This is a genomic window from Peribacillus sp. P4_C12 (assembly GCF_056402095.1).
This window is the reverse complement of the sequence record NZ_JBFUIB010000046.1, coordinates 1-20,779: the sequence shown is the minus strand read 5'-3', so window position 1 is coordinate 20,779 and position 20,779 is coordinate 1. Positions and strand designations below refer to the sequence as shown.

Genomic DNA, 20,779 nt, shown 5'->3' with positions numbered 1-20,779 from the left:
CTTTAAACTTAAGCCCCCGTTCATTAAATCAGAGGTCATATTCAAGTCTATCGTTTAATAGTCATCTATCTCATCACTTTGAAGAACTGGACATTTGAAATAAAACCTTAATAGGGTCCTAGTGAACCCCCTGGTATTTTAGGAACCATCCATATCTAATCTTAGTTCTATGTTTTCTTAACTTGGAAGCATTTCAATTACAACATGTATATTTTAGAAATTTGGAACAAATATTATTACAGTTGCAAATCCAAAGGAGGTGGCTAAAATGAACGCACAACGAGCAGAAGAAATTGCTTCTTCGCCAATTATGGCTAATGTGACCTATAATGGGGAAAGTATCTACATTGAGCACGTGGATGAACAGAATGGAATAGCTACAATCCATTCCCTTGATGAACCAAATAATAAACAAAGTGTTTCTGTAACCATCTTAGAAGAACAGTAATTTGTCGTGTATTTCCTCGATACAATAAGAAACCTTCACCTTCGGGTGGCGGTTTCATTTTAGATTAAGTTCAGTTGCCATCTTCTTCTTTAACAATCTATCTCCTTGATTAGAGCCTTTTCAATAAACTGCCAAATATGTAGTCATCCTCTTGAACTCCGATACCAAGATAAGGCTTTTCGTTCAATTTCCAATAATACCTTTTCTTTTCCTTTAATGTACGAATCCATATCGTAAGGAAATATATATGACAATTCCTCTTTAAGATCACCATATTTTTCTGCAGCAGAAGGATTTTCTCGTAAGTAATTTCGAAAAGCAAGATGACGTTCAATTCCGGGATTGCCTAATTGATAAATATGAACGTGATGAGTTCGGTTATCTCCTCCTTTTTGAAAGAACCTACGTCCAGATAATCCGTTTTCTCCTTTCGGCTCATAACCAATCCCTAACATATTCTTGTTAAACTCATCTATTAGATGGATTTTTCTTACCACAGGCATTATGTCAATAACAGGCTTTGCCTTTATTCCGTAAACAGAAGTACTTCCTATATGATAAATTTCAATGATTTCAGGCCCGAAAATCTTATGTATTACATTAGCCTCTTCCTTAAACATAGAAGGCCATTGGTTATTATATTCAGTTACTTCAACTTTTCTTATTTTTAATCCCTCCTCATATATTTCCCATCGTTTATTTTACAATATATTAGCTCTGCTGATCTTATCTATGCTTCGTACAGATACCGTCTATATTGAAGACCAACAAAGATCTAAAGGGTTTTGGGCAGAAAAAGTGGATTTTGAAGTTATCGCAGACCATCCAATGGGTCCAAAAGAGAAAGCTTATGTAGTTCCGATTTTTCAATAAGCTTAGCTTCTAGCATTAACATAAAAAAACCTCCTATCATTTTCTTAATAGGAGATTTTATAAGGTAAGTCTATAATACTCATTAATCTAGACTTTTTTGCTATAAGAATATACCTTCAGAATCCTTCGTTCTTCTTAACGAATAGTGTTCTTGAAATAGGATTATTAAATCATGTACTATCTGCACTCTTTCAGACGGTCAAAATTTGTTATGCCCCTATAATTTACGAAAACTAATAGAAAACTAGTGTAGGTATATTCATATAGCCTCATAATTTTCTGATTCTTTCCCCCGACTTAATGATAATATTCATATTCCATGAATCGCCACTTTCAATATGACTTTCCATCTGTGATACATCAATATCTGTATCGATTTTCACCCTTTTACGCTCTTTTCCTCTTAACCTTACCTCATATGGAGAATCGGTATTCATAAGTGAAATCATTTTTACATCATCTTCGTACTCGTCAAAAAATTCAATAGTGAATTGTGCATCATCCTTGCTGTAGTTTTCAAAAGGAAGTACACATTCCCCATGCAATGTTGTCTCATTGGTCATTTCAAAACTACAACTACTTATATCACGTTCATAGGAAATGGCGTAAATGCCAGTTGCAAAATATTTTTGAAACGAACTGGCTAAGAAAGGAGGAGTAAACATTGCAACCATAATAGCCAGCACTACAAATCTACCATGATATTTTTCCAATGATTTCACAAGAAAAAATAGGCTCATAATTAAAAAAATTAATGATGTAATTCCTATATACTGTAATCCATTTACTGATTCAACAGGTATATTTAAAACCAAAGCAACTGTTTCACCATAAGGACTTTCATGTGGGAAAGGGAAATTTAATGCCATAGACACAAATAAAAAAATGAGAGCAAAATATATAAATTTTTTATCTTTTATCAATATGAACCACACCTATTCATTTACTATTATTCAGAACACTTCTTACAACAGGTTTTATTATCTTATTTATCTTGTCACAACACAGGATAAAATCCCTATCTACCCTGCCCCTTAGTTCAATAAAAACCCCTGTATAGAAACAAAGAAAGCATATAAAGAGACAATAATGCTCATATACCCCCAAAATCTTTTTCTATCTTTTTGAAGTTCGGCTAATCCTATCACCAACATTAACGCTCCTAAGAAAAAAATCATATATGAAGATAGCTCGAAATTGTCAGTGATTAAACCATATCCTGATAAAATAAGAACTATTATCGAAAAAACGATTCTTAATATTTTTAACAAGGTACCCCACCTTCCTTCCACATTAATCCATTATATTAGAATAAAAAAGCTATCTTTTATAAAAAAAGGCCTAAGCTACTTCAATAACTAATGAGAAAATTCCACCGACCTAATCCCCATTATAATCCCCCCACCAATTCCAATCACTATGCCAAAAAGTGTCCATTGGGATATATAAATTCCTAATAGAAACAACGATAACCCTACTAGCCCCATTAACAAACCAATTTCATAGGAGCCCCTTTCAAAATCTTCTAATAGATATTTACGGATATAATTGGATAAAGTTCCAATTATATTAATTTCTTATTAACCTTTTAGCTTAATAAAGGACTGTTATTCAACTAATGCTACCCATTTAGTTGAATAGAAAAAGGCTTTACTCCTCATTGAAATAAAGCCCCCATTATAAAATAAGACTGCTAATAAATTTCAAGGTGTAAAAACATTCCAGTTATGTTACGATACAACAGATGGGTAATTTTAACATTTTCAACACCCGTAAAATGAGAACATTAAAGGAAGTGATATATTATGAGAAAAAGAAAGGGAATTATATTTATGACTTTGCTTTCAGCGGCCCTTTTTTGTGTTTTACTGATTACAATCTCACTATCCCCGCTTGCAGATATAGGACCGAATGCTAATCAATTCGGGTCTTCAGGAATGTGGATATCAATAGGAATGGTACTTGTTTTTTATCTAGTGCCCTTAATAATATATTGGATGGGTTTAGATGTAATTAGATTCGTTTTAGCCTTGTTTTGTTGCGGCGGTCTACTGATAAATTCTTCAATAATTGTAGCCGTTCTAGTAATAGCAAAATTTAAAGACATTAGCGCTATATATATTGCTAGTATCACAGGTCTTTGTCTTGCTGCAATAATTGTAAATATTTTATGGTTCTTCATAGCTTTTCGTTCACCTTCAGCTAAGAATAATCCAAATCAAACCGTATTACCTTAAAAGCAAAAAGCCTACAATAAATGCTCTTCATAATGGAGAGCTTTTTATATGCTTATATTTATTCTTAATTATCCTGCTCCGTTAACTGCATAAGAAACTCCTATGGCGGGAAATCAATTATTCAAGTTCAGCGGGTATTAATTTAATTTTTTTCCCTTGTTACTATAAATATTGATCTCATATTGATCGTTTTTAATTATTTTCTTTACTTTCTCTGAGTTAAGATAATCTTGAACTGTTTCTTCAATGGCTTCAAAATCAAGGCCTTTACCAATAAACTAAACGCATCTTTATCGCCCCTCCTAATTTTATTGACTAATTCTTGATCATTCTTCAAATGTGGGACCTCCCTTTTTTCGCTGTACATATGTATAACGCTAGGAACGATTATTCGGTTTCACTTTTTCAAATAAAGATGGGTTTTTGATATTTTATTTATTACAATATTTGTACGTTTTTGTAGAAATTTGTACTGAAAAAGCAATAAAAAAAGGCGACCCCTTTTATTAAAGAAGCGCCTATTATCAGTTCATCCCACTTATAGCTCGTACTTAATAACCTTACTCCCTTATTGAAGTAACACACACACTAGTGCAAACCGTGAAAATGCAAGCTGTAGAAAGTTCATAATGGATCTTTGATCGACTTAATCACTCTAAGAGACTAGTTCCATTTGCCGGAATCGATCCAAGTGTCTTTGAATCTGGTACATTCAAAGGGACTTTAATTCGGATTATCAAAAAAAGGTTCTAGTAGGCTATGACACACCTTGTACATGGCCGTTAAATGTGCCATTCGTGATTGTCGCAAGAAGAAAATGAGATGAAATCATCCCTCGGAACAAGAGATTACGAGAGTGTTACGATAAGAAGCGTGAAGAAGRAAAGCCCTTTAAAGTAGCTGTGATAGCATAAATAACTCAGGAATACACTTTTCCACAGTTTCTTCCTGTAAAGTCTTTTTTCGCAACCGCTCCAGCAGCCGTAAATCATGATTGACGATCTTCAAAAGCGCGCTAAATCAGGACTATTTTCCATCAGACTTGCCTTTTTCAGACTTGCCTTCATTTGACTTGCTTTCATTTGACTTGCCTTTTTCAGACTTGCTTTCATTTGACTTGCCATTAGCCTTTTTCCCTTTCGGCATACATACCCCTCCTTTATATAAGAATAAAATATAATATGCAAAATAGCTCTAACATGTACGTTAGTTAACAAAATCGAGCTAAAAAAATTATATTATTATATCTTTTATAAATCGATTTTTCCGAGAAGTTTCAATTTCACGCGACCAACATTGTGAATAGAAGTCAGCTATGGGAGATTTTGAAACAATCCGACGATGATTTCCTTTATGAATTGATCAAAAAAATCAATACTAGACCACTATATTAATTCCCTGATGAAGCCTCGTAGCATATTAATATTGATAAATACCTACGCTGTCTCGTTGGAACAGTTTGTACTATAAAGAATGACGGATTTACTCACATCTTTGCCCTGTATCATCAATAGTGAGTTTGTTCGAAATTATTCCTCGGGACTATGACGCTTGGTACAGAAATTCAACAAGTGGGAATCATGGAGTACACTTACGTCCCTATATTTAAAAAAGCGCCTGGGAAATTTAGATTAAAATAGTACATTAATACTAGACTTTACACTTGAAAAGCAATCAATAATTTCAGAAAGGAGCTACTGCTGTGGCACCAATATGTATTAAAAATACTGGAAAGTATGGTAGAGGGGTATATTCTACACGTGATATTAAAAAGGGAGAACTCATTGAGGTATCACCTGTTTTAATATCACCTGAAAAAGAATGGGAATATCTAGAGAAGACTATACTCTTTAATTACTGCTTCTTTTGGGGGGATCATAACGACATAGCCATTGCACTAGGATATGGAGCACTATTTAATCATTCATACACTCCGAATGCGACGTTTGATAATAATGAAGATAATTTATCAATAGACTTTTATGCAATAACTAATATTAAGGCGGATGAGGAAATCACTATAAATTATAATGGTGATCCTGAAGATAAATCTCCGGTATGGTTTAATGTGATTGAGTGAACTACTCGCTACCTCAAGAACCGTCGGAAAGGTATACTTTTACGACCGAGGGATTGATAGCTATTTTGAACAATGTTTCTATATGTCAGGTTGTGACGGTGGTTTTGGATTTAGTGGAGGTTAATAAGGTAAAGAACATAACAAAATAGAAATCAAAATTATTGATAAAGCCCATTACCAACACGAACAATATTGCTAGGCTCATTAAGATTTTTATTATAATAAATGATTTTGTACTTTTCTTTGCCCTTTTTTCAAAAAATACCCCCAATCTAAAACACCATCCTCATTCATTACATTCCTTTTTCTTCAAGCATAATTTAATACGAAATGAATTTGGTATAAATTCTCAATGTTCTTGTTTTATTAAAGCCCTTTGTCTGAATAAGAAAAACCGAAATCAAAGATCGATTTCGGTTCATTCTATTTATAAATGGAAAAATCTTAGTTTGAAATATCCTTCTTTTGAAAGAAGAAAAAGGTTAATGCTAAGAAGATAAGATAATAGATTGCTAGTACACTTATAGAAAATCCAAGAGTTGCTCCCTCAAACATTGAGAACGATTCAGAAATGTAACCTCTTAAATTGAGATGAGGGAATAAGACGAACTTTAACCACTCGTTTTTTTCAATAAGTGACTGTATAACTAAATTTAAAGGAGTTGAAGCAAATAAAATAGATATTGAAACGCCTACTGCAAGTGCTTGGCTTTTAAATAATGTGCTTAACATAAAAGCAATGGTTGTGATAACTAAAAATCCTGGTATCCAATAAACCATCATATCTACAAAATAATCGCCTACTATTACAGGACTAAAGCCAAAAGATGCAGGATCTAGAATTTTATCTGAATACGACCCACTTCCAAAGAATAAAATTCCTACTATATAACTGAATATAAATAGACTCACAAGTAATAACGCTGCAAATAATAGTGATGTTATATATTTAGAAAGGAGAATTTTCCAACGTTTATAAGGCCTGATTAACAATTGCTTAATGGTGCCATCTGAAAATTCAGATGAAACTAAGGAGCTGCAAACAATCACAACAAATAGAGTAACAAATGATGTTAATGATGTAGTCCAGTTTGCCATATACGTCCAGTTCGTACGCAAGTCAGGGTTTATATTAGCGTCTAAAAGTTGTTTATTTAAATCGATTTCTTCCATTATCACGGACTTTTCATCTTCACTAATTTTAGAAGTTTTTAATTCATTCTGCTGTTCTTGTATTTCTGCTTGTAACTCTTGCTTCCAATCTTTACTTGATTCGACTGGATTTAGTTTATAATCAATCAACGCTGTTCCTACAGCTGCCAATAAAAGAAAAACGATAAACAAATATGTAGATCCTTTTGAAAAGATTTTCATCCATTCATTTCTTATCAAGGACATCATACAGACTCCCTCATTTCCTGCTCAGTTATTTCAAAGAATTTATCTTCTAGTGATTTTCTAGTAATGCCTATTTCATAAACATCTAATTGATTACCATTAAAACTTCTGTTTATACTAGCCGTTTGTTCACGTGTGGCTGATACAGAAATTGAATTCGCCTCATATTTAAGAATAGGTATATTACCAAACTGTTCTTGAAGGATTTTTTTAGCTAGCTCTCCATCACTGACAGTAAAAAGAACTTCACTAATTGCTTCAGTTTTTTCATCTACAATATGTTCTTTCGTATGTATGAGTTTTCCCTTTTCAATAACGGCAAAGCTATCACACATTAATTGCATTTCTGATAGTAAATGCGATGAAATTAAAATACCCACGCCCTCACTTGCCAGTACCTTCAAATAATCACGAAACTCGCGAATCCCTTGTGGATCTAAGCCATTAGTTGGTTCATCAAAAATCAGTAAAGACGGTTTATGCAAAATTGCTTGTGCTACACCAAGGCGCTGACGCATTCCTAATGAATATGTTTTAACCTTTTTATCTATGGCATGATCTAATTTAACAAGCTTTATTACTTCTTCAATTCGCTCATTAGATATTTTATTAGGTGACATACGAGCATAGTGAAGGATATTTTTTCTGCCTGTCATGTATTTATAGAATTCTGGATTTTCAACAATGGCACCTAATTGATTCATGGCACCTTCAAAATCTTTATCGAGGTCATATCCATTAATCATGACTGTACCGCCCGTACGATTAATAAGACCCGTAATCATACGAATAATAGTGGTTTTACCAGCTCCATTGGGACCAAGCAAACCAAATATTTCCTTACTTTTTATTTCAAAGCTAACATTATCTACAATGGTGGCTTTTCCAATTTTTTTAGTTAAGGATTGGACCTTAAGAACAGTTTCAGACATATAATACCTTCCTTTTTGTATATTTACCAAAATCACACAAATGTAATATTACCATATTATGCATATTATTGCTATGCTGATATTTTTCCATATTGGCTATAACATAGTCTCTTAGGTGAATGAACATAGAAAAAAGTAAATCTAGTGAAGATAATCTATTATAAAAGTATTATCTTATTCAAATGTTTCTATTTATTTGCCTTAGAGGTACATGGGATATATTAAATGAATATTCAAAGCCCGAAATGTTGCTTAATATGGAAGTTATTAATCGACTTCCAGATATTCCAGATGAATTGATTGGAATAATGAAACAAGGATAGAATTAAAAATGCAGGAGCAGCAATGGTTTGAACATCAATTTTTAATAGCAAGAAAAGAATAATTCATAAAAAAAAGCCCATATAGGGCTTTTTTTAAAAAACTGCATTTACCTGACGCTGCCCCAGATAGTAGTTATTAGAGAAAGGGATATCTATTTGCTCGTTTTACTTAACCAATTTTCAACCTTTTTCTGTAGTTGTTCACCTAAATCAGCACCATCTTCTGTATCTTTGAAAATTTCAATTGAAAACCTCCTGATATCCTAATAACAATTTCCTAATATTAACAAATTTATTATAACATTTTTTTCATATATTATTTTAAATGTTCATTTTTTAATATAGGTTAATTGGTTTTGCGTAACCAATTGATTGTGCGGAGATACTTCTAAATACGATAGAATAGTTGTCTCTAACGAAAAATTAAGAGGAAGAACCCTATGTAAGTTCTTCCTCTCAAAACTAAATTATCATTTTAATGGTAGTTCAATTATTTGATTGCTAAATGAAGTTATTGTATATCCTTCAATTTCTATACCAACTGGAACAAAATGCTCCTTTTTATCATCCCTTGACAATTCAATATGATGCTCAGTAGAGAAGAATCTAGGCTGTTCAAGGTCATTTAAACGGTAAAACTTTTTCATAATCCYATTCAATCAGTAGAGTCTAGTAGTATCTTCGACTTTCATTTGAATTTCCCCGTTCTTATTAATAGATTCTAAAGTGATTTTTCCCTCACCTGAATATCCTTTTTCAAAATACCCGATTACATATTCTGTATGTTGTTTTCCTTTACTATCTTTATATTGTAGTTTCATCGAATTCTCTCCAAAGTCTTYAGTTGGCGTTACATGTAACTTAGTTTCTTCGCCTGGCTGGATTGAGGGAATTTTAATATCAGAGTTTATATGTTTATAGGTCAAATATAAACCTGTAATTTCTTTATTCGTTTGATTTTTTACCGTGAATTCAAATCCTTTTTGCCTTAATAATAGAAAATAACTTCCCAATCCAATAATCCCCAATACCAATATTACGCCTATAACTTTTTTCATTTAGCCAACCACAACTCCTAAGATTTTGTCGCATTTGATACGACTCTGAATGTTAATTCGTCCTTCAGAAAGATAATTCGTCCGTTGTGCAAAATAATTCGTCCTTCAGGAAGATAATTCGTCCGTGTGTCAAACTAATCCGTCCTTCAGGAAGATAATCCGTCTTAAAATAAGAATTATCGAAAATATCTTCCCACCCATTTAATTCAATATTTCAACAAAAATCTTTGAACACTGTAAGTTTAAAGATTTCCCGCATATTCATATCTAGAATTTAGTTGATTCAAGCCTCAAAATATATTCTTCAACCTCTTCGCCTCGTGCATTTGAATATCCTTTGTCCTCATCGGTAATTRCAAACCCGCATTTTTTCAATACTCGAATAGATGCGATATTATCCTTAGCCGCTCGGGCATAAAGAGACCGAACATTTATTTCATGGAGGAATTTACTCAGTGCATCAGTGGCAATCCCCTTGCCCCAATATTGCTTACCAATCCAGTAACAGACTTCTGGATTGCCAAACTGTTCAAAGTTTAGAATGTTGCCCACCACACACCCGTTATAAAGTATGGTCTTTTTCAAGATATTCTGGTTCGCTAAAATATTCGTCCAGTGTTTCAAAAAAGCCTTTCTGTCAGTAGGATCTTTAGATGTGAAAGCAGCCATATTGTTTGCAGTAGAATCTAATTGATGCTCGAAAAAGATGGATAGATCACTCTCTCTGACATCTTGCAGTTGGACTTCTTCGTCATTTTTTAGGAATCCCATAAAATTCACACTCACTCCCTGACAGATTTAGTGTCTATCTTTTACATTAGCATTAGGAAAAGGTTTCTCAGCAATCAACCTCATTGAAATAAATCAGACCCCATAGTCAATTAGAACTATTTCTTTTCGGTAATTGCTCATTCAATATTGTTCGTACTTCATCTACTCCCCCTATTTCAGTAAAGAGTATACGTTCGTATCAAATGGAACATCATTTTGATACATATAATTCTTTAAAACCCCTTCCTTCTCAAAGCCCAATTTTATTAATAACTCATTAGATGCTTTGTTTTCTACAAACACAATAGCTCCAATACGCTTTAGATTAAGTTCTTTAAAACCATATGATATGACTTCTAAAACAGCCTCAGTGGCAAGCCCTTTACCCCAATTCTCTGGAAAAAGTGCATAACCTATTTCAGCCCTCTTATGTTCAGAAGACCAATCGTGAAATCCAATTGTTCCGATAATGCCTTCCTTTTCTTTACTTTCAATTCCCCATTTAATGCCGCGTTTTTCATTGTAGTTATTAGCAAAATTCACAACAATATTTTTCACCTGATCTAAACTGGTTAACGGTTTTTGTCCATAATAACGCAATACATCTGGATTTGAAAAACAGTTTAATATATCCTGTGCATCATCTACAGTAAGTTCTCTCAAGATAAGCCGTTCTGTTTCTAATTTAGGAAACATTCTCCCACCCCTTTTTTCATAGTCTTTCACGTTAATCAAACAACAAGCTAGGTAGATCTAATTTTTCAACTGGTTATTTACTATCTTTTCTAAAAGGGCCTTAATTTCTTCATTCTGTTTTGTATGTTTGTGTAAGTCCTTTGCGATTAAAGGTAAGTAGTAAAGGAGAAAAACAGTAATTGCTATAAAAAATATTATGGATAAAAATTACATAAGTTCACTCCTAATGGTCATTTACAACAATGAAAAAATAACATTAATACGATCAAACTGCCTCGTTGAATAAAAAAGAACTGTCATATAGACAGACCTGATCCACTACTTGACTAGCAGTTAGACAAGTTTGTCGTTATCTTTTTTTCCTAATATAAATGTAAAGTAAGTTAGTATAAGTGTTAGTATTCCAGTGCCAAATAAGACACTTCCAATTATTATAAAATTATTTTTATGAGTCTCAACCACCATATTGTATTGGTCAGTATCATAGATTCCATCTTCCTGATTATCAAGCCAAGAATCCCCTAGTGAAATGCCAAAATTAATACTTGAAAACATCAGTGCTAGCCCTGTTATTGCTAGTAAAGATGAAATAATCAATAAGTTATTACTATGTTTAGTTAACATGTATATTTCCTCATCTCTAAATCTATTTCCATAATAAATAAATGTTACCATATTTTTCTTCACAATTGGGAGTTAATACATGACAGGACCTTAATAAATCAAAGGGTTTGTTTTCCTATGAATTGATGGATTCCACCATTAATACTTATCGGTTGTAGCGCCAAGGATAGAGGCGCGGATAAAATCAAGGTTTTGGAAACGTTTGAGTTCCTTCGGTGTACCTGTCACGACCGCTCCATTTAATCAACCTCAATCAAAACCAGCACTTGATGTCATTCTGCATGGAGGAGCCACTGGTAAAATCGATTTCTTCTACTTTTTTTGATTCATTGATTATACGGAGAGCTAGAATTAAAGGGATTAAGAGTTTATTATATTTAGTATTATTTTCCTAAGTGGTTGTGTAAATTAAGAAAAAATCTTTCTTTTAAGTACGAATGTCCGATAACTGCGTATATGCCACCTCTTCTTCTTCTTCAAAAATGAACTACGCTATTACAACTAAGGATATTGGCATCATATATCCTCCCTATTCGTTTCTCTGTTTGTTACATGTATTAACAATTCTTTAGTGCCTTCGAGGTGTTTTTCCTTAACTGCGCCTGAAAAAGTGATAGTTTAGCGAATTGTTTAAGGCAAGAAACAACGAGGAGGACAAACATGAAAAAAATATTATTTACGATCATAACGGCTTCTATATTCATTATGGGAATTTGTATGCCAACTAGAGGTGAAGCTGCCGTTGGAGATCGCACACTTTCGTATGGAACGAGTCATAGTGATGTAAAGGAACTACAGGAATTATTAATGACAAAAGGGGTCTTCCCCTATCATGAAGCAACAGGCTACTTCGGTCCGATTACAAAAGAGTCTGTTAAGAAGTTCCAGGAAAAATCAAGACTAAAAGTTGATGGAATAGCAGGTTCACAAACGAACCAGAAAATAAAAGTCCTGCGCAGTGGGGATATCGGTAAGCCTGTAGCTGAACTACAAAGGCTATTGAAGGTATGGGGTGTTTACACTTCAACGGTCGATGGCATATATGGCAATGGTACAAAGCAGGCCGTTTCAAATTTTCAAAAGCAAAAGAGTTTATCGGTTGATGGAATTGCAGGGGCAAGGACTTTAGGCAAATTAGAGGAGAAAGCCAATTTAATAAGCCAAAATGTTAAGGAGCTGACCGTTGCAAGCACAGCTTATACGGCAAGCTGTTCTGGATGCTCCGGCACCACGAGAATGGGCGTCGATTTAAAAAAGTATGATGATGCAAAAGTGATAGCAGTCGACCCAAATGTGATCCCTTTAGGTTCTACCGTAGAGGTTGAAGGTTATGGACAGGCCCTCGCTGTAGATACTGGCGGAGCGATCAAAGGCAATAGAATCGATGTTTTCATTCCAAAAGAAGCGGATGCTTTAACGTGGGGAAGAAAAGAAGTGAAAGTAAAAATAATAGAGTGATTGAATACGGCTCCAGCGTTTCAATCTGAATCTGCTAAATAAATAGAGAGAAAGAGCATGTATTGAAAACTTAAAATACATAAACAATTATTAGAAATAAAACATTAAAAAGAGCATCAAGTGTTGATGCTCTTTAATTTCTTATACTACATATAATATCTCTAGGAAACTTCAGATTAACCTATTTCTAATTCCATTTAAATATTCGTTAATCCTTCAAGAATGTACCTTGCCGATACTCTAGGTAAGCTTGATCAATTTCCTCTTCTGTATTCATGACAAATGGTCCACGGGCAACAACTGGTTCCATCAAAGGTTCTCCCGCATATAAAACAATACGCAATGGTTCAATTGCTGTTATATCCACTTCACTTTCCTCTGATTCTTTCCCTGCACCCAGCCACAACACTTGACCCTTTGAAGCTTTCATTTCGTTTTTACCGAATAATCCACTTCCTTCTATTAGATAGATCATTCCGTTGTAGCTACCCGGCAAATTCTGTGTGACCGAAGCTCCAGGCTCTAGAAGCATTTCCACCATCGTAACAGGAACATGGTTTTTCGTCGCAGAGATAACATCCTTTGATGAACCAGAAAAGACGCGGATGATAGCTCCTTCTTCTTTTCTCACTGGCATATCTTTTCCCATTAAATTTTGATATCGCGGTGTTGTCATTTTTTTATCACGGGGAAGATTGACCCAGAGTTGAAGCGAATGGGCAGTAACACCTTCAGAAGGCACCTCATTATGCACAACGCCGCTTCCGGCTGTCATCCATTGGACATCACCCGGTCCGATTATTCCACCATCCCCGGTATGACTGTCATAGTGCTCAATCGTTCCATCGATAACAAATGTGACTGTTTCAATCCCTCTATGTGGGTGAATATCAAATGAACCTTTTTGAAATTTATCCTCCATCATTAAAAGAAAGGGATCACTCTTCTCCCAATTTCCTGGTTCAATGACTGGACCCGCAGTATGAATCGGACTATATTTTTGAAGTTTCACATCTCTTACCTCAGCAATATCACGTTTGAAGATATTTTTACTTTCCATGCCTCTATTCATCCTCCTTGAAGTTACTAGTAAACTGATAAAGTGCCGTTACGATTATTTCTTCCTTTTTAGCTACTCATAACTCTCCTCAACGCTTTGAAAACAAGTTTCGCTCCAATCCCATACCTGATTTAGGATTCCTCTTGTATTGAATTAGGCACTTCCGTTTGTAAACTATATCTATGAACCTTTATCATCATCTCATGCAGGTTCTTCTTTTCAGTGTCATTCAATACATCAAATAATGAAGCTTGAAAATCTGATTGAATTGGCATTACTTTTTCCATTAAATCTTTCCCTTTTTCAGTTAATGAAATATATTTAACTTTCCATTGTTGATCCCGAACAATCAGATTATCTTTTTCTAACCTTGTTAACATATGTGATACGCCTCCACGACTGATCGTAAGGTGCTCCGCCAATTCCAGTTGTGAAACAGGTTGATGAATAAGCACTTGTGCCAACATATCAAATTGCGCAGCAGTGACGCCAAAATGTTGTAAATGATCATTCGAAAGCTGGTTACTTCTTTGATAAAAACGAACCATTCGCAGCCAAATCAACAAACTCAATTTATTATCATCGGTAAACCCCCGTCTATCCATGTTTGACCATCACCTCTCCTCTTGATACACCATCAGTTTACTAGTAACTTGATAACTAGTCAAATGGCATTAGTTTATCATACAAATTCCCCCATATAGTATAGCCATTCTGTTTCTAATATAGAAGATATTCTCTCATCTAATGAGAGATTTTGGGAGAATTATTGTAGTAGCAGATAAAAGAGATTGTTAAACCTAAAATAATATCAAAAAAACACCTCGTACCTTGGTTTGAGATTTACGAGAAATCACTAACGGCTAAGGTGTCCTTATAGGATACTATAATTTAATGCTACATCTCTAACCTCTATACTTCTTATCGTAATATTTTTCCTTCTTGCAATTCCAATAGTATTGAACGGGTCTGGGTAGTTTTTAATATTGCCATTCAAAATACCACCCTCAATCATGATATTACCAAGTCCATAACTGCAAGCAGCAGCTCTTTCTTCAAGGAGTAAATGATGCTTACAGACTCGGCTTCGATAATCAAGATACTTTTATAATTGGCTTACTTGTTAATACGTCTAAAATACAAAAAACGGGACGTTCCACTGACAAGCATATAAACCTTCAATAAGAAACCAGTAAAAAATACTGATTTTCTATGTGGTTCTAATACTTAATTCATTTGAGATTTATGCCATTTCCATGCACTTTCAATAATCTCGTCTAAATCTATTGCTGCTTTCCACCCAAGATCTTCATATATCTTATTGGCTGAAGCAACCAGTCGAGCTGGATCTCCYGGCCGACGATCTGCATAYTCTATATTCGGTTTTACCCCTGTGACTTTTTCACATGTGTCTATTACATCTTTAACCGAAAATCCTTTTCCATTCCCAAGGTTGTAGATTKCCGTATTCTTCTTCCCAGACAATAGGGCTTGAAGAGCTAATATATGTGCTTTAGCTAAATCCGTTACATGAATATAATCACGAATACAAGTACCATCTTGTGTGTCATAGTCTGTACCAAACACGGAAATCTTCTCCCGTTGACCTAATAAATGCTGTAAAATAATAGGAATTAAATGTGTTTCTGGATCATGACTTTCACCGATTTCTGCCGACTCATGTGCTCCAGCCGCATTAAAGTATCGCAAAACAACATAATGAAGTCCATATGCATGGGCAAAGTCACCTAAGATTTGCTCTACCATCAATTTCGAGCGACCATATGGATTAATCGGATTAGTTGGCTGTTCTTCATCAATTATATCTACATTTGGTATCCCGTAAGTAGCTGCCGTAGATGAAAAAATGAAGTTCTTAACATCATGCTTGAGCATAGTATTTAATAAAGTAATAGTTGAAGCAACATTATTTTCATAGTATTTATAAGGGTCTTGAACAGACTCACCAACTAAACTATTAGCAGCAAAATGCATWACASCYTTAATTGGATATTTAAGGAATATATCATTTAAAACCGCTTCATCCCCTAAATCCCCTTCTTTCAAGATGGCCTTCGAATCCACCAGCGAACGAAAACCGGTAGAGAGATCATCTAGAATAACAACCTCTTCTATATTTACTAACTCTTTTACAAGATGACTTCCAATATAACCTGCACCGCCAACGACCAAAATCAAATTACTTTTCTCCTTTCGAAACTACCTTCACTTACCCTTACACTGTGAGAGGCTTTTTTCTTACCAAATTTGCGAAATGGGCCTCCAATTTTTTTATAGGCATTTCTTGAAGGTTTCCATGGCTAATGCATTATATTGATGGTAATCAAACTTTTCTAGTTTAGAATTATCATTACTAACCACAGTGGATAAACCTTTTTCAAGTCCATTTATGCTATTTTCAACAAGTAAACCATATTTACCGTTTTCCAAAACGGTTCGGTTCGCAACTATATCAGTAGCCATGATTTTCATTCCTAACGTCATTGCCTCTAATAAAACCATAGGCTGACCTTCATAATGTGATGAAAGAACGAAACAGTCACATTTTTCCATGAACGAAAATGGATTTTCAAGTTGGCCCAAAAGATGAATAGAATGATTTAAATCCAGCTCGTCAATGATGGCCTGTAAATCTTCCTTTAAAGGACCTTGGCCTAAGATATACAGCTTGCTATTTTTGTGTTTCTCATGGAAGCTAGCGAATGCACGAATCAAATTATCTTGACCTTTTTCAGGAGATAATCTTCCCATATTGACAAAATTAAAATCATTTTTATTAGGATATGGGACGAATTGATTATTTACTTCCAACCCATGCACTTCTTGTACGATTAACGCCTGTTTATCCAACCAACCTAGGGATATCCCGTCCTTTAATATATGAGTATACGTACCAAGTTGAGTAACTGCTTCTTTATCGAATTCAACAAGGCACCCATTAAAGGTTGGCCCATCTTCCACGATCATGGCATCTTGTAACCCATACGGTTTATCCCAAATATTATAATTTCCTAACTGGATTTCTGCAGTGCCGCGCACTTCCCGTTCTTTTAACACTATTGGCTCGTCTATCATTTCAAAGGCGCCCGTATTTAGCCAGCCAATTTTCTTATTATCTATTTCGAAAAGGTAATAGCCGCCTTTTCTGGTTCTGTTGTATTTTGTGATTTTGACGGTTTGCCCTTCAAAATCGATTGCCTTAGTTACTCTTTTAGCCTTGTAATTCGGATAAGCCTTTGACCAAATTGTATGGTCTTCCGGTTTAGTTATTTTTCCATACTTCTGTTCACTGGTGTTTACTTCCTTCAACGTTCTATTATCAATCTTATCAATGAATTTTTTATTGCTTTTATAGTTTCTGGATATCATATACTTTCTTTTAAAAATGATTTGCAGCTTGTCCTTAAAACTCGTGTTTTCATTGATTGTACACTGTTCAAGCATGGATAAAGCTGAATTATCCACCCAGCCGATTTCCGTACGATTCACGGATATTCTACTATAAATCGAATGTTGGGTTTTTACTTCCTTATCGACCTTCACGATTATGCCTTCAAAATCTTGACTGCCAGAAACTTTGTATGAACCTTCAATCTTATATGGCATCGACCAAATGAAGTTTCCTCTTGGTCTTACTAGCCTTGCGATTTTATCAAGTTCCTTTTCGTAAATAATACTGTCTGGCAAAAACTCTACAGCCTCTTCGTTAATCCAGCCGATTATTTGATTGTTGAAGCTGAATTTGTAAAATGTATTATGATTAACATTGGCTTTTCTAGAAATCATAATTTCAGCATTTTCAAATCGTTCTTCCAAAGGAAATTGAAATGCTTTCGCATTCCCGGGAAGGGTATTCCAGGCATGATGATTCCTGACGTCCCTTAATACCGCTCTTGCCTTGAAATTCTCTGTCGTAATGGATGAATCTTCGTCTCCAGCGAATTCAGTTTTCTCGGTATTGATTTGAAGAATTTTCTCAGGGTTGATAGAATTCATTACATAATCGAATTTATCATAGTCTGCATACTGCATTAGATTCTTTCGGTTCAATTCCATTGTCCCTTCAGATACACTTACAAGTTTATCAAATCGATTATATACGGAAAATAGTCCTCTTAGATTTATCCGATGAGGCCTCTTTCCATTAATCACTCGCTCACTATCAGAAAGCAAATCATTATGCATATAACAAACTTTCTTTTTTGTGTCTGCAGCTAGGAGGAATTTAGCCCAATAATGGCTATATCCACTAAAATCAATAACAAAATCAAATTTAGTTTTACCGAATAAACGTGCATGTTCTCTAATATAGGCATTTTCTGGGTAAAGCTTTTTCCCTAAGAAACCTCTTTCCCCTCTGTTATGGATGAATTTATCCTTATACACTTCCAAAAATTTATACACAGGCAATCCAGGTTTAAAAAGAAAACGCACATTCTTATTTACCTTGTCCAAGTTTTTCAAGGCTTCTCGGGAGTGGGGCGTCGCGGTAAAACAGCTGACATCATATTTCTCATAATCAATATTGTTCATCAAGTTGATGAAGGAGGATGTGATCCCGTTATCTCTCATACCGCCCGGATAAATCAGGATTTTTTCCTTTGAGGAATCTAGACCGGTAATTGTGTTTAGTTCTTTCGTAGACTTATTAAATAGATTAAGGACAATTCTCTCTGTTACATTCCCATCCTCGTAGTTCGTGAACTTTTGCTGCATGTTTTTATATTTTTCGGAATAAAACAATTTTACATTTTTAATATCTTTAATTGCATGAGCTAATTCTTTCGAGTTAAAAAGCATTGGGCCTGGAAGTTCATCATTTTGAAGATATTGCCCTCTTTCCTCTGAATAAACATCCGTATCCCAAGTGTAAAATAGAATTGGCTTATTAGTAACAAGGAAATCAAAGAAGATACTAGAATAATCAGTAATAAGCAAATCAACAGTAGCAAGCAATTCATTTGTATCCACATAATCAGGGATTAACCTATTTTTAATTTCTGTATGCTTATTAGCTTCTTTATATAGAAAAGGGTGCACCTTAATCAATAAATTATATTGTTCACCGATTTGACTTTCTAAATAATTTATATCTGCAATAATTTGAAGGATATCGTTATCCACTTTGGCAAGATTTGTTCCCTTCCAAGTTGGTGCGTATAAAATATTCTCTTTACCATCGTTGATTTTCAAACCTAGAGTTCTTAGATAGTCCTTATACTCCCTCGGATTCGTATTAAGAGTTAAATCTATCCTAGGATATCCTTCTTCTACAATTTTCCCTTTATACAATCCGTTTAACTTATAGCTTCGTGTAAAAATGTCTGTAGTATGGGCATTAGGGCTCAAAATATAATCTGCACTTAAAAAGTTCCTTACAACGTTTTGAGAGACCGAGGGGTTACCTGGTATGTCAAAGCCCATATTCTTAAGGGGCGTACCATGCCAAGTATTAATGTAAATTTGGTCGATTTTAGGTATGAAGAAAGATTGGAATGTTGAGTTATTGATTAAATACTCACTTGTTGCTAAACACTTTAAATAATCCTTTGAATTACGTTGCACAAATTTAACATTAGGCATATCTTTATACTTCGATATGACACCTGAAAGAGCACTAAAATCTTGAATAGACCATATATGCATAAAATCTTTAAAGTCTTGATTTTCTATCATATATTTAAACATCGCGTAGGGACTGTCAGTTATACTGTTTCCATCACGACTCTCATAAAGAATTGTGTTTTTTTGCACGTTTAATTTCTCATAATACTTTGCATATCTATTTACACGTTGATGATTTTCCTTTAATAAGAAATTAGCAATCGGTTGTTTAAGGAAATTGACTTTTCTTTTTATTACCATCTTATTCACTAAATAGGCATCCCCTTTTATGAATTAATATTCACCATTCAAAATTACAATTGCCTTTCATTAACAAAAATAACAACTATGAATGATCAATAGTTGGAGATTTTTTGATATTAAATTAAAACGATAAAATTTGATAATTAGCAGCAAATAAAAATACGAACCCCTTACTTACTCCTTTTTCGTTTATGACTTTCAATAATCTTTGTTGTGTAGAAAGATACTTCCTTTATCCTTGGCAAGTAAATTATTTCACAAGACCCTAAAATAAGAAATTGAAGTGTTCCATAGTAATGATAACAAAATACTCCTAAAAACTCTCGAATTTGTGACCATTATTTTCATCAAAAATTTTTATCTACCAAAATGATTGACAATTCCGTCATGGTTATGGGAAGCAATCAACGGACAATTTATTAAATTAATCCGTTGAAATGATAGCGATAAACAACCAATATCTTTGATAACATATATAAATTGCTGAAAAGATATTCATTTAATTTTATTCAGAGAGTGAAATTAAATAATCTATTTGCTTACTGCCCTATGCTTTTTAAGTATACTTTCCAATTCTCTTAAAATGTCGTCTCTCAATTCAGGACGTTGTAAGGCAAATTCAATGGTAGTTTTTACAAAGCCATCTACAACTCCGACATCATGTCTTTTCCCTTCAAAATCATAGGCAAATACTGTTTGGATTTCATTTAGTTTTTGGATTGCATCGGTTAATTGAATTTCACCACCAGCACCAGTTTCATGTTTAGCTAAAAAGTGAAATATTTCTGGAGTTAATATATATCTCCCCATGATGGCTAAATTAGATGGAGCTGTTCCTTGTTCTGGTTTTTCAACAAAGTTATTAACTTCGTACCTTCTACCATCTTGAGTAAGCGGGTCAATGATACCATACCGATGCGTTTCGCTTTCAT

At 34.2% G+C, this 20,779-nt stretch carries 22 protein-coding genes and 1 pseudogene; 7 read left to right on the top strand and 16 right to left on the bottom strand.

Annotated features, from left to right (window positions below):
- Positions 1 to 268: 268 nt before the first annotated feature.
- Complete coding sequence (locus AC1DUW_RS10095) at positions 269 to 448, top strand: small acid-soluble spore protein H (protein WP_053347758.1); 180 nt, start codon at positions 269 to 271, stop codon at positions 446 to 448.
- Between the two features lie 143 nt (positions 449 to 591).
- Here AC1DUW_RS10095 and AC1DUW_RS10090 read toward each other — a convergent pair whose 3' ends face one another.
- Complete coding sequence (locus AC1DUW_RS10090; protein ID WP_477642454.1) at positions 592 to 1,113, bottom strand: GrpB family protein; 522 nt, start codon at positions 1,111 to 1,113, stop codon at positions 592 to 594.
- A gap of 67 nt (positions 1,114 to 1,180) precedes the next feature.
- On the opposite strand from AC1DUW_RS10090, the gene AC1DUW_RS10085 reads away from it, so the two are divergent.
- Entirely contained in the window at positions 1,181 to 1,321 is a 141-nt protein-coding gene (locus AC1DUW_RS10085) for a hypothetical protein (protein ID WP_477642453.1), read from the top strand.
- A 269-nt stretch (positions 1,322 to 1,590) separates the two neighbouring features.
- Here the strand turns inward: AC1DUW_RS10085 and AC1DUW_RS10080 are convergent, their stop codons facing one another.
- Positions 1,591 to 2,244 carry a hypothetical protein gene (locus AC1DUW_RS10080; protein ID WP_053347760.1) on the bottom strand — a complete coding sequence of 218 codons (654 nt, stop codon included), beginning with the start codon at positions 2,242 to 2,244 and terminating at the stop codon, positions 1,591 to 1,593.
- Positions 2,245 to 2,355: 111 nt separating this feature from the next.
- Positions 2,356 to 2,592: a DUF3953 domain-containing protein gene (locus tag AC1DUW_RS10075; RefSeq protein ID WP_053347761.1), complete on the bottom strand. Its 237-nt coding sequence runs from the start codon at positions 2,590 to 2,592 to the stop codon at positions 2,356 to 2,358.
- Between the two features lie 534 nt (positions 2,593 to 3,126).
- On the opposite strand from AC1DUW_RS10075, the gene AC1DUW_RS10070 reads away from it, so the two are divergent.
- Entirely contained in the window at positions 3,127 to 3,558 is a 432-nt protein-coding gene (locus AC1DUW_RS10070; protein ID WP_053347762.1) for a DUF5391 family protein, read from the top strand.
- 205 nt (positions 3,559 to 3,763) lie between these two features.
- Here the strand turns inward: AC1DUW_RS10070 and AC1DUW_RS10065 are convergent, their stop codons facing one another.
- Entirely contained in the window at positions 3,764 to 3,895 is a 132-nt protein-coding gene (locus tag AC1DUW_RS10065; RefSeq protein ID WP_269083747.1) for a hypothetical protein, read from the bottom strand.
- Between the two features lie 302 nt (positions 3,896 to 4,197).
- Here AC1DUW_RS10065 and AC1DUW_RS10060 point away from each other — a divergent pair.
- Together AC1DUW_RS10060 and AC1DUW_RS10055 are read left to right on the top strand one after the other, a co-directional pair.
- Positions 4,198 to 4,469, top strand: a pseudogene (locus AC1DUW_RS10060) (transposase); the annotation flags it as partial.
- A gap of 791 nt (positions 4,470 to 5,260) precedes the next feature.
- Positions 5,261 to 5,638, top strand: a complete 378-nt coding sequence (locus AC1DUW_RS10055) for an SET domain-containing protein (RefSeq protein ID WP_377442663.1) — start codon at positions 5,261 to 5,263, stop codon at positions 5,636 to 5,638.
- Between the two features lie 444 nt (positions 5,639 to 6,082).
- Here AC1DUW_RS10055 and AC1DUW_RS10050 read toward each other — a convergent pair whose 3' ends face one another.
- The 6 genes from AC1DUW_RS10050 to AC1DUW_RS10025 form a co-directional block, all read right to left on the bottom strand.
- Positions 6,083 to 7,036, bottom strand: coding sequence for an ABC transporter permease (locus AC1DUW_RS10050; RefSeq protein ID WP_252430941.1), 954 nt, complete (start codon positions 7,034 to 7,036; stop codon positions 6,083 to 6,085).
- Positions 7,036 to 7,968: an ABC transporter ATP-binding protein gene (locus AC1DUW_RS10045; RefSeq protein WP_053347764.1), complete on the bottom strand. Its 933-nt coding sequence runs from the start codon at positions 7,966 to 7,968 to the stop codon at positions 7,036 to 7,038. The genes AC1DUW_RS10050 and AC1DUW_RS10045 overlap by 1 nt, the downstream gene beginning before the upstream one ends.
- Positions 7,969 to 8,950: 982 nt before the next feature.
- Positions 8,951 to 9,349 carry a hypothetical protein gene (locus AC1DUW_RS10040; RefSeq protein ID WP_477642452.1) on the bottom strand — a complete coding sequence of 133 codons (399 nt, stop codon included), beginning with the start codon at positions 9,347 to 9,349 and terminating at the stop codon, positions 8,951 to 8,953.
- Between the two features lie 267 nt (positions 9,350 to 9,616).
- Positions 9,617 to 10,120 (bottom strand): GNAT family N-acetyltransferase, encoded by a 504-nt coding sequence (locus AC1DUW_RS10035; protein WP_477642451.1) that lies wholly within the window; start codon positions 10,118 to 10,120, stop codon positions 9,617 to 9,619.
- Between the two features lie 171 nt (positions 10,121 to 10,291).
- Positions 10,292 to 10,816, bottom strand: a complete 525-nt coding sequence (locus AC1DUW_RS10030; RefSeq protein WP_056520188.1) for a GNAT family N-acetyltransferase — start codon at positions 10,814 to 10,816, stop codon at positions 10,292 to 10,294.
- Positions 10,817 to 11,149: 333 nt separating this feature from the next.
- Positions 11,150 to 11,503 (bottom strand): hypothetical protein, encoded by a 354-nt coding sequence (locus AC1DUW_RS10025; RefSeq protein WP_477642450.1) that lies wholly within the window; start codon positions 11,501 to 11,503, stop codon positions 11,150 to 11,152.
- Positions 11,504 to 11,642: 139 nt separating this feature from the next.
- Here AC1DUW_RS10025 and AC1DUW_RS10020 point away from each other — a divergent pair, with 139 nt between their 5' ends.
- Positions 11,643 to 11,765: a hypothetical protein gene (locus tag AC1DUW_RS10020; protein WP_269083749.1), complete on the top strand. Its 123-nt coding sequence runs from the start codon at positions 11,643 to 11,645 to the stop codon at positions 11,763 to 11,765.
- A gap of 335 nt (positions 11,766 to 12,100) precedes the next feature.
- Positions 12,101 to 12,898, top strand: a complete 798-nt coding sequence (locus AC1DUW_RS10015; RefSeq protein WP_477642449.1) for a peptidoglycan-binding protein — start codon at positions 12,101 to 12,103, stop codon at positions 12,896 to 12,898.
- A 208-nt stretch (positions 12,899 to 13,106) separates the two neighbouring features.
- On the opposite strand, the gene AC1DUW_RS10010 is transcribed toward AC1DUW_RS10015, so the two are convergent.
- The 6 genes from AC1DUW_RS10010 to AC1DUW_RS09985 form a co-directional block, all read right to left on the bottom strand.
- Entirely contained in the window at positions 13,107 to 13,958 is an 852-nt protein-coding gene (locus AC1DUW_RS10010) for a pirin family protein (RefSeq protein ID WP_053347770.1), read from the bottom strand.
- A 131-nt stretch (positions 13,959 to 14,089) separates the two neighbouring features.
- Positions 14,090 to 14,563 carry a MarR family winged helix-turn-helix transcriptional regulator gene (locus AC1DUW_RS10005; RefSeq protein ID WP_477642448.1) on the bottom strand — a complete coding sequence of 158 codons (474 nt, stop codon included), beginning with the start codon at positions 14,561 to 14,563 and terminating at the stop codon, positions 14,090 to 14,092.
- A gap of 269 nt (positions 14,564 to 14,832) precedes the next feature.
- Positions 14,833 to 14,973 (bottom strand): hypothetical protein, encoded by a 141-nt coding sequence (locus AC1DUW_RS10000; RefSeq protein WP_477642447.1) that lies wholly within the window; start codon positions 14,971 to 14,973, stop codon positions 14,833 to 14,835.
- Positions 14,974 to 15,185: 212 nt separating this feature from the next.
- Positions 15,186 to 16,157: a UDP-glucose 4-epimerase GalE gene (gene galE / locus AC1DUW_RS09995; protein ID WP_477642446.1), complete on the bottom strand. Its 972-nt coding sequence runs from the start codon at positions 16,155 to 16,157 to the stop codon at positions 15,186 to 15,188.
- Between the two features lie 93 nt (positions 16,158 to 16,250).
- A complete protein-coding gene (locus tag AC1DUW_RS09990; protein WP_236695026.1) occupies positions 16,251 to 19,844 on the bottom strand; it encodes a CDP-glycerol glycerophosphotransferase family protein in 3,594 nt (1,197 codons plus the stop codon).
- Positions 19,845 to 20,378: 534 nt separating this feature from the next.
- A partial coding sequence (locus tag AC1DUW_RS09985; protein WP_477642445.1) for a sugar phosphate nucleotidyltransferase occupies positions 20,379 to 20,779 on the bottom strand: 401 nt, incomplete at its 5' end.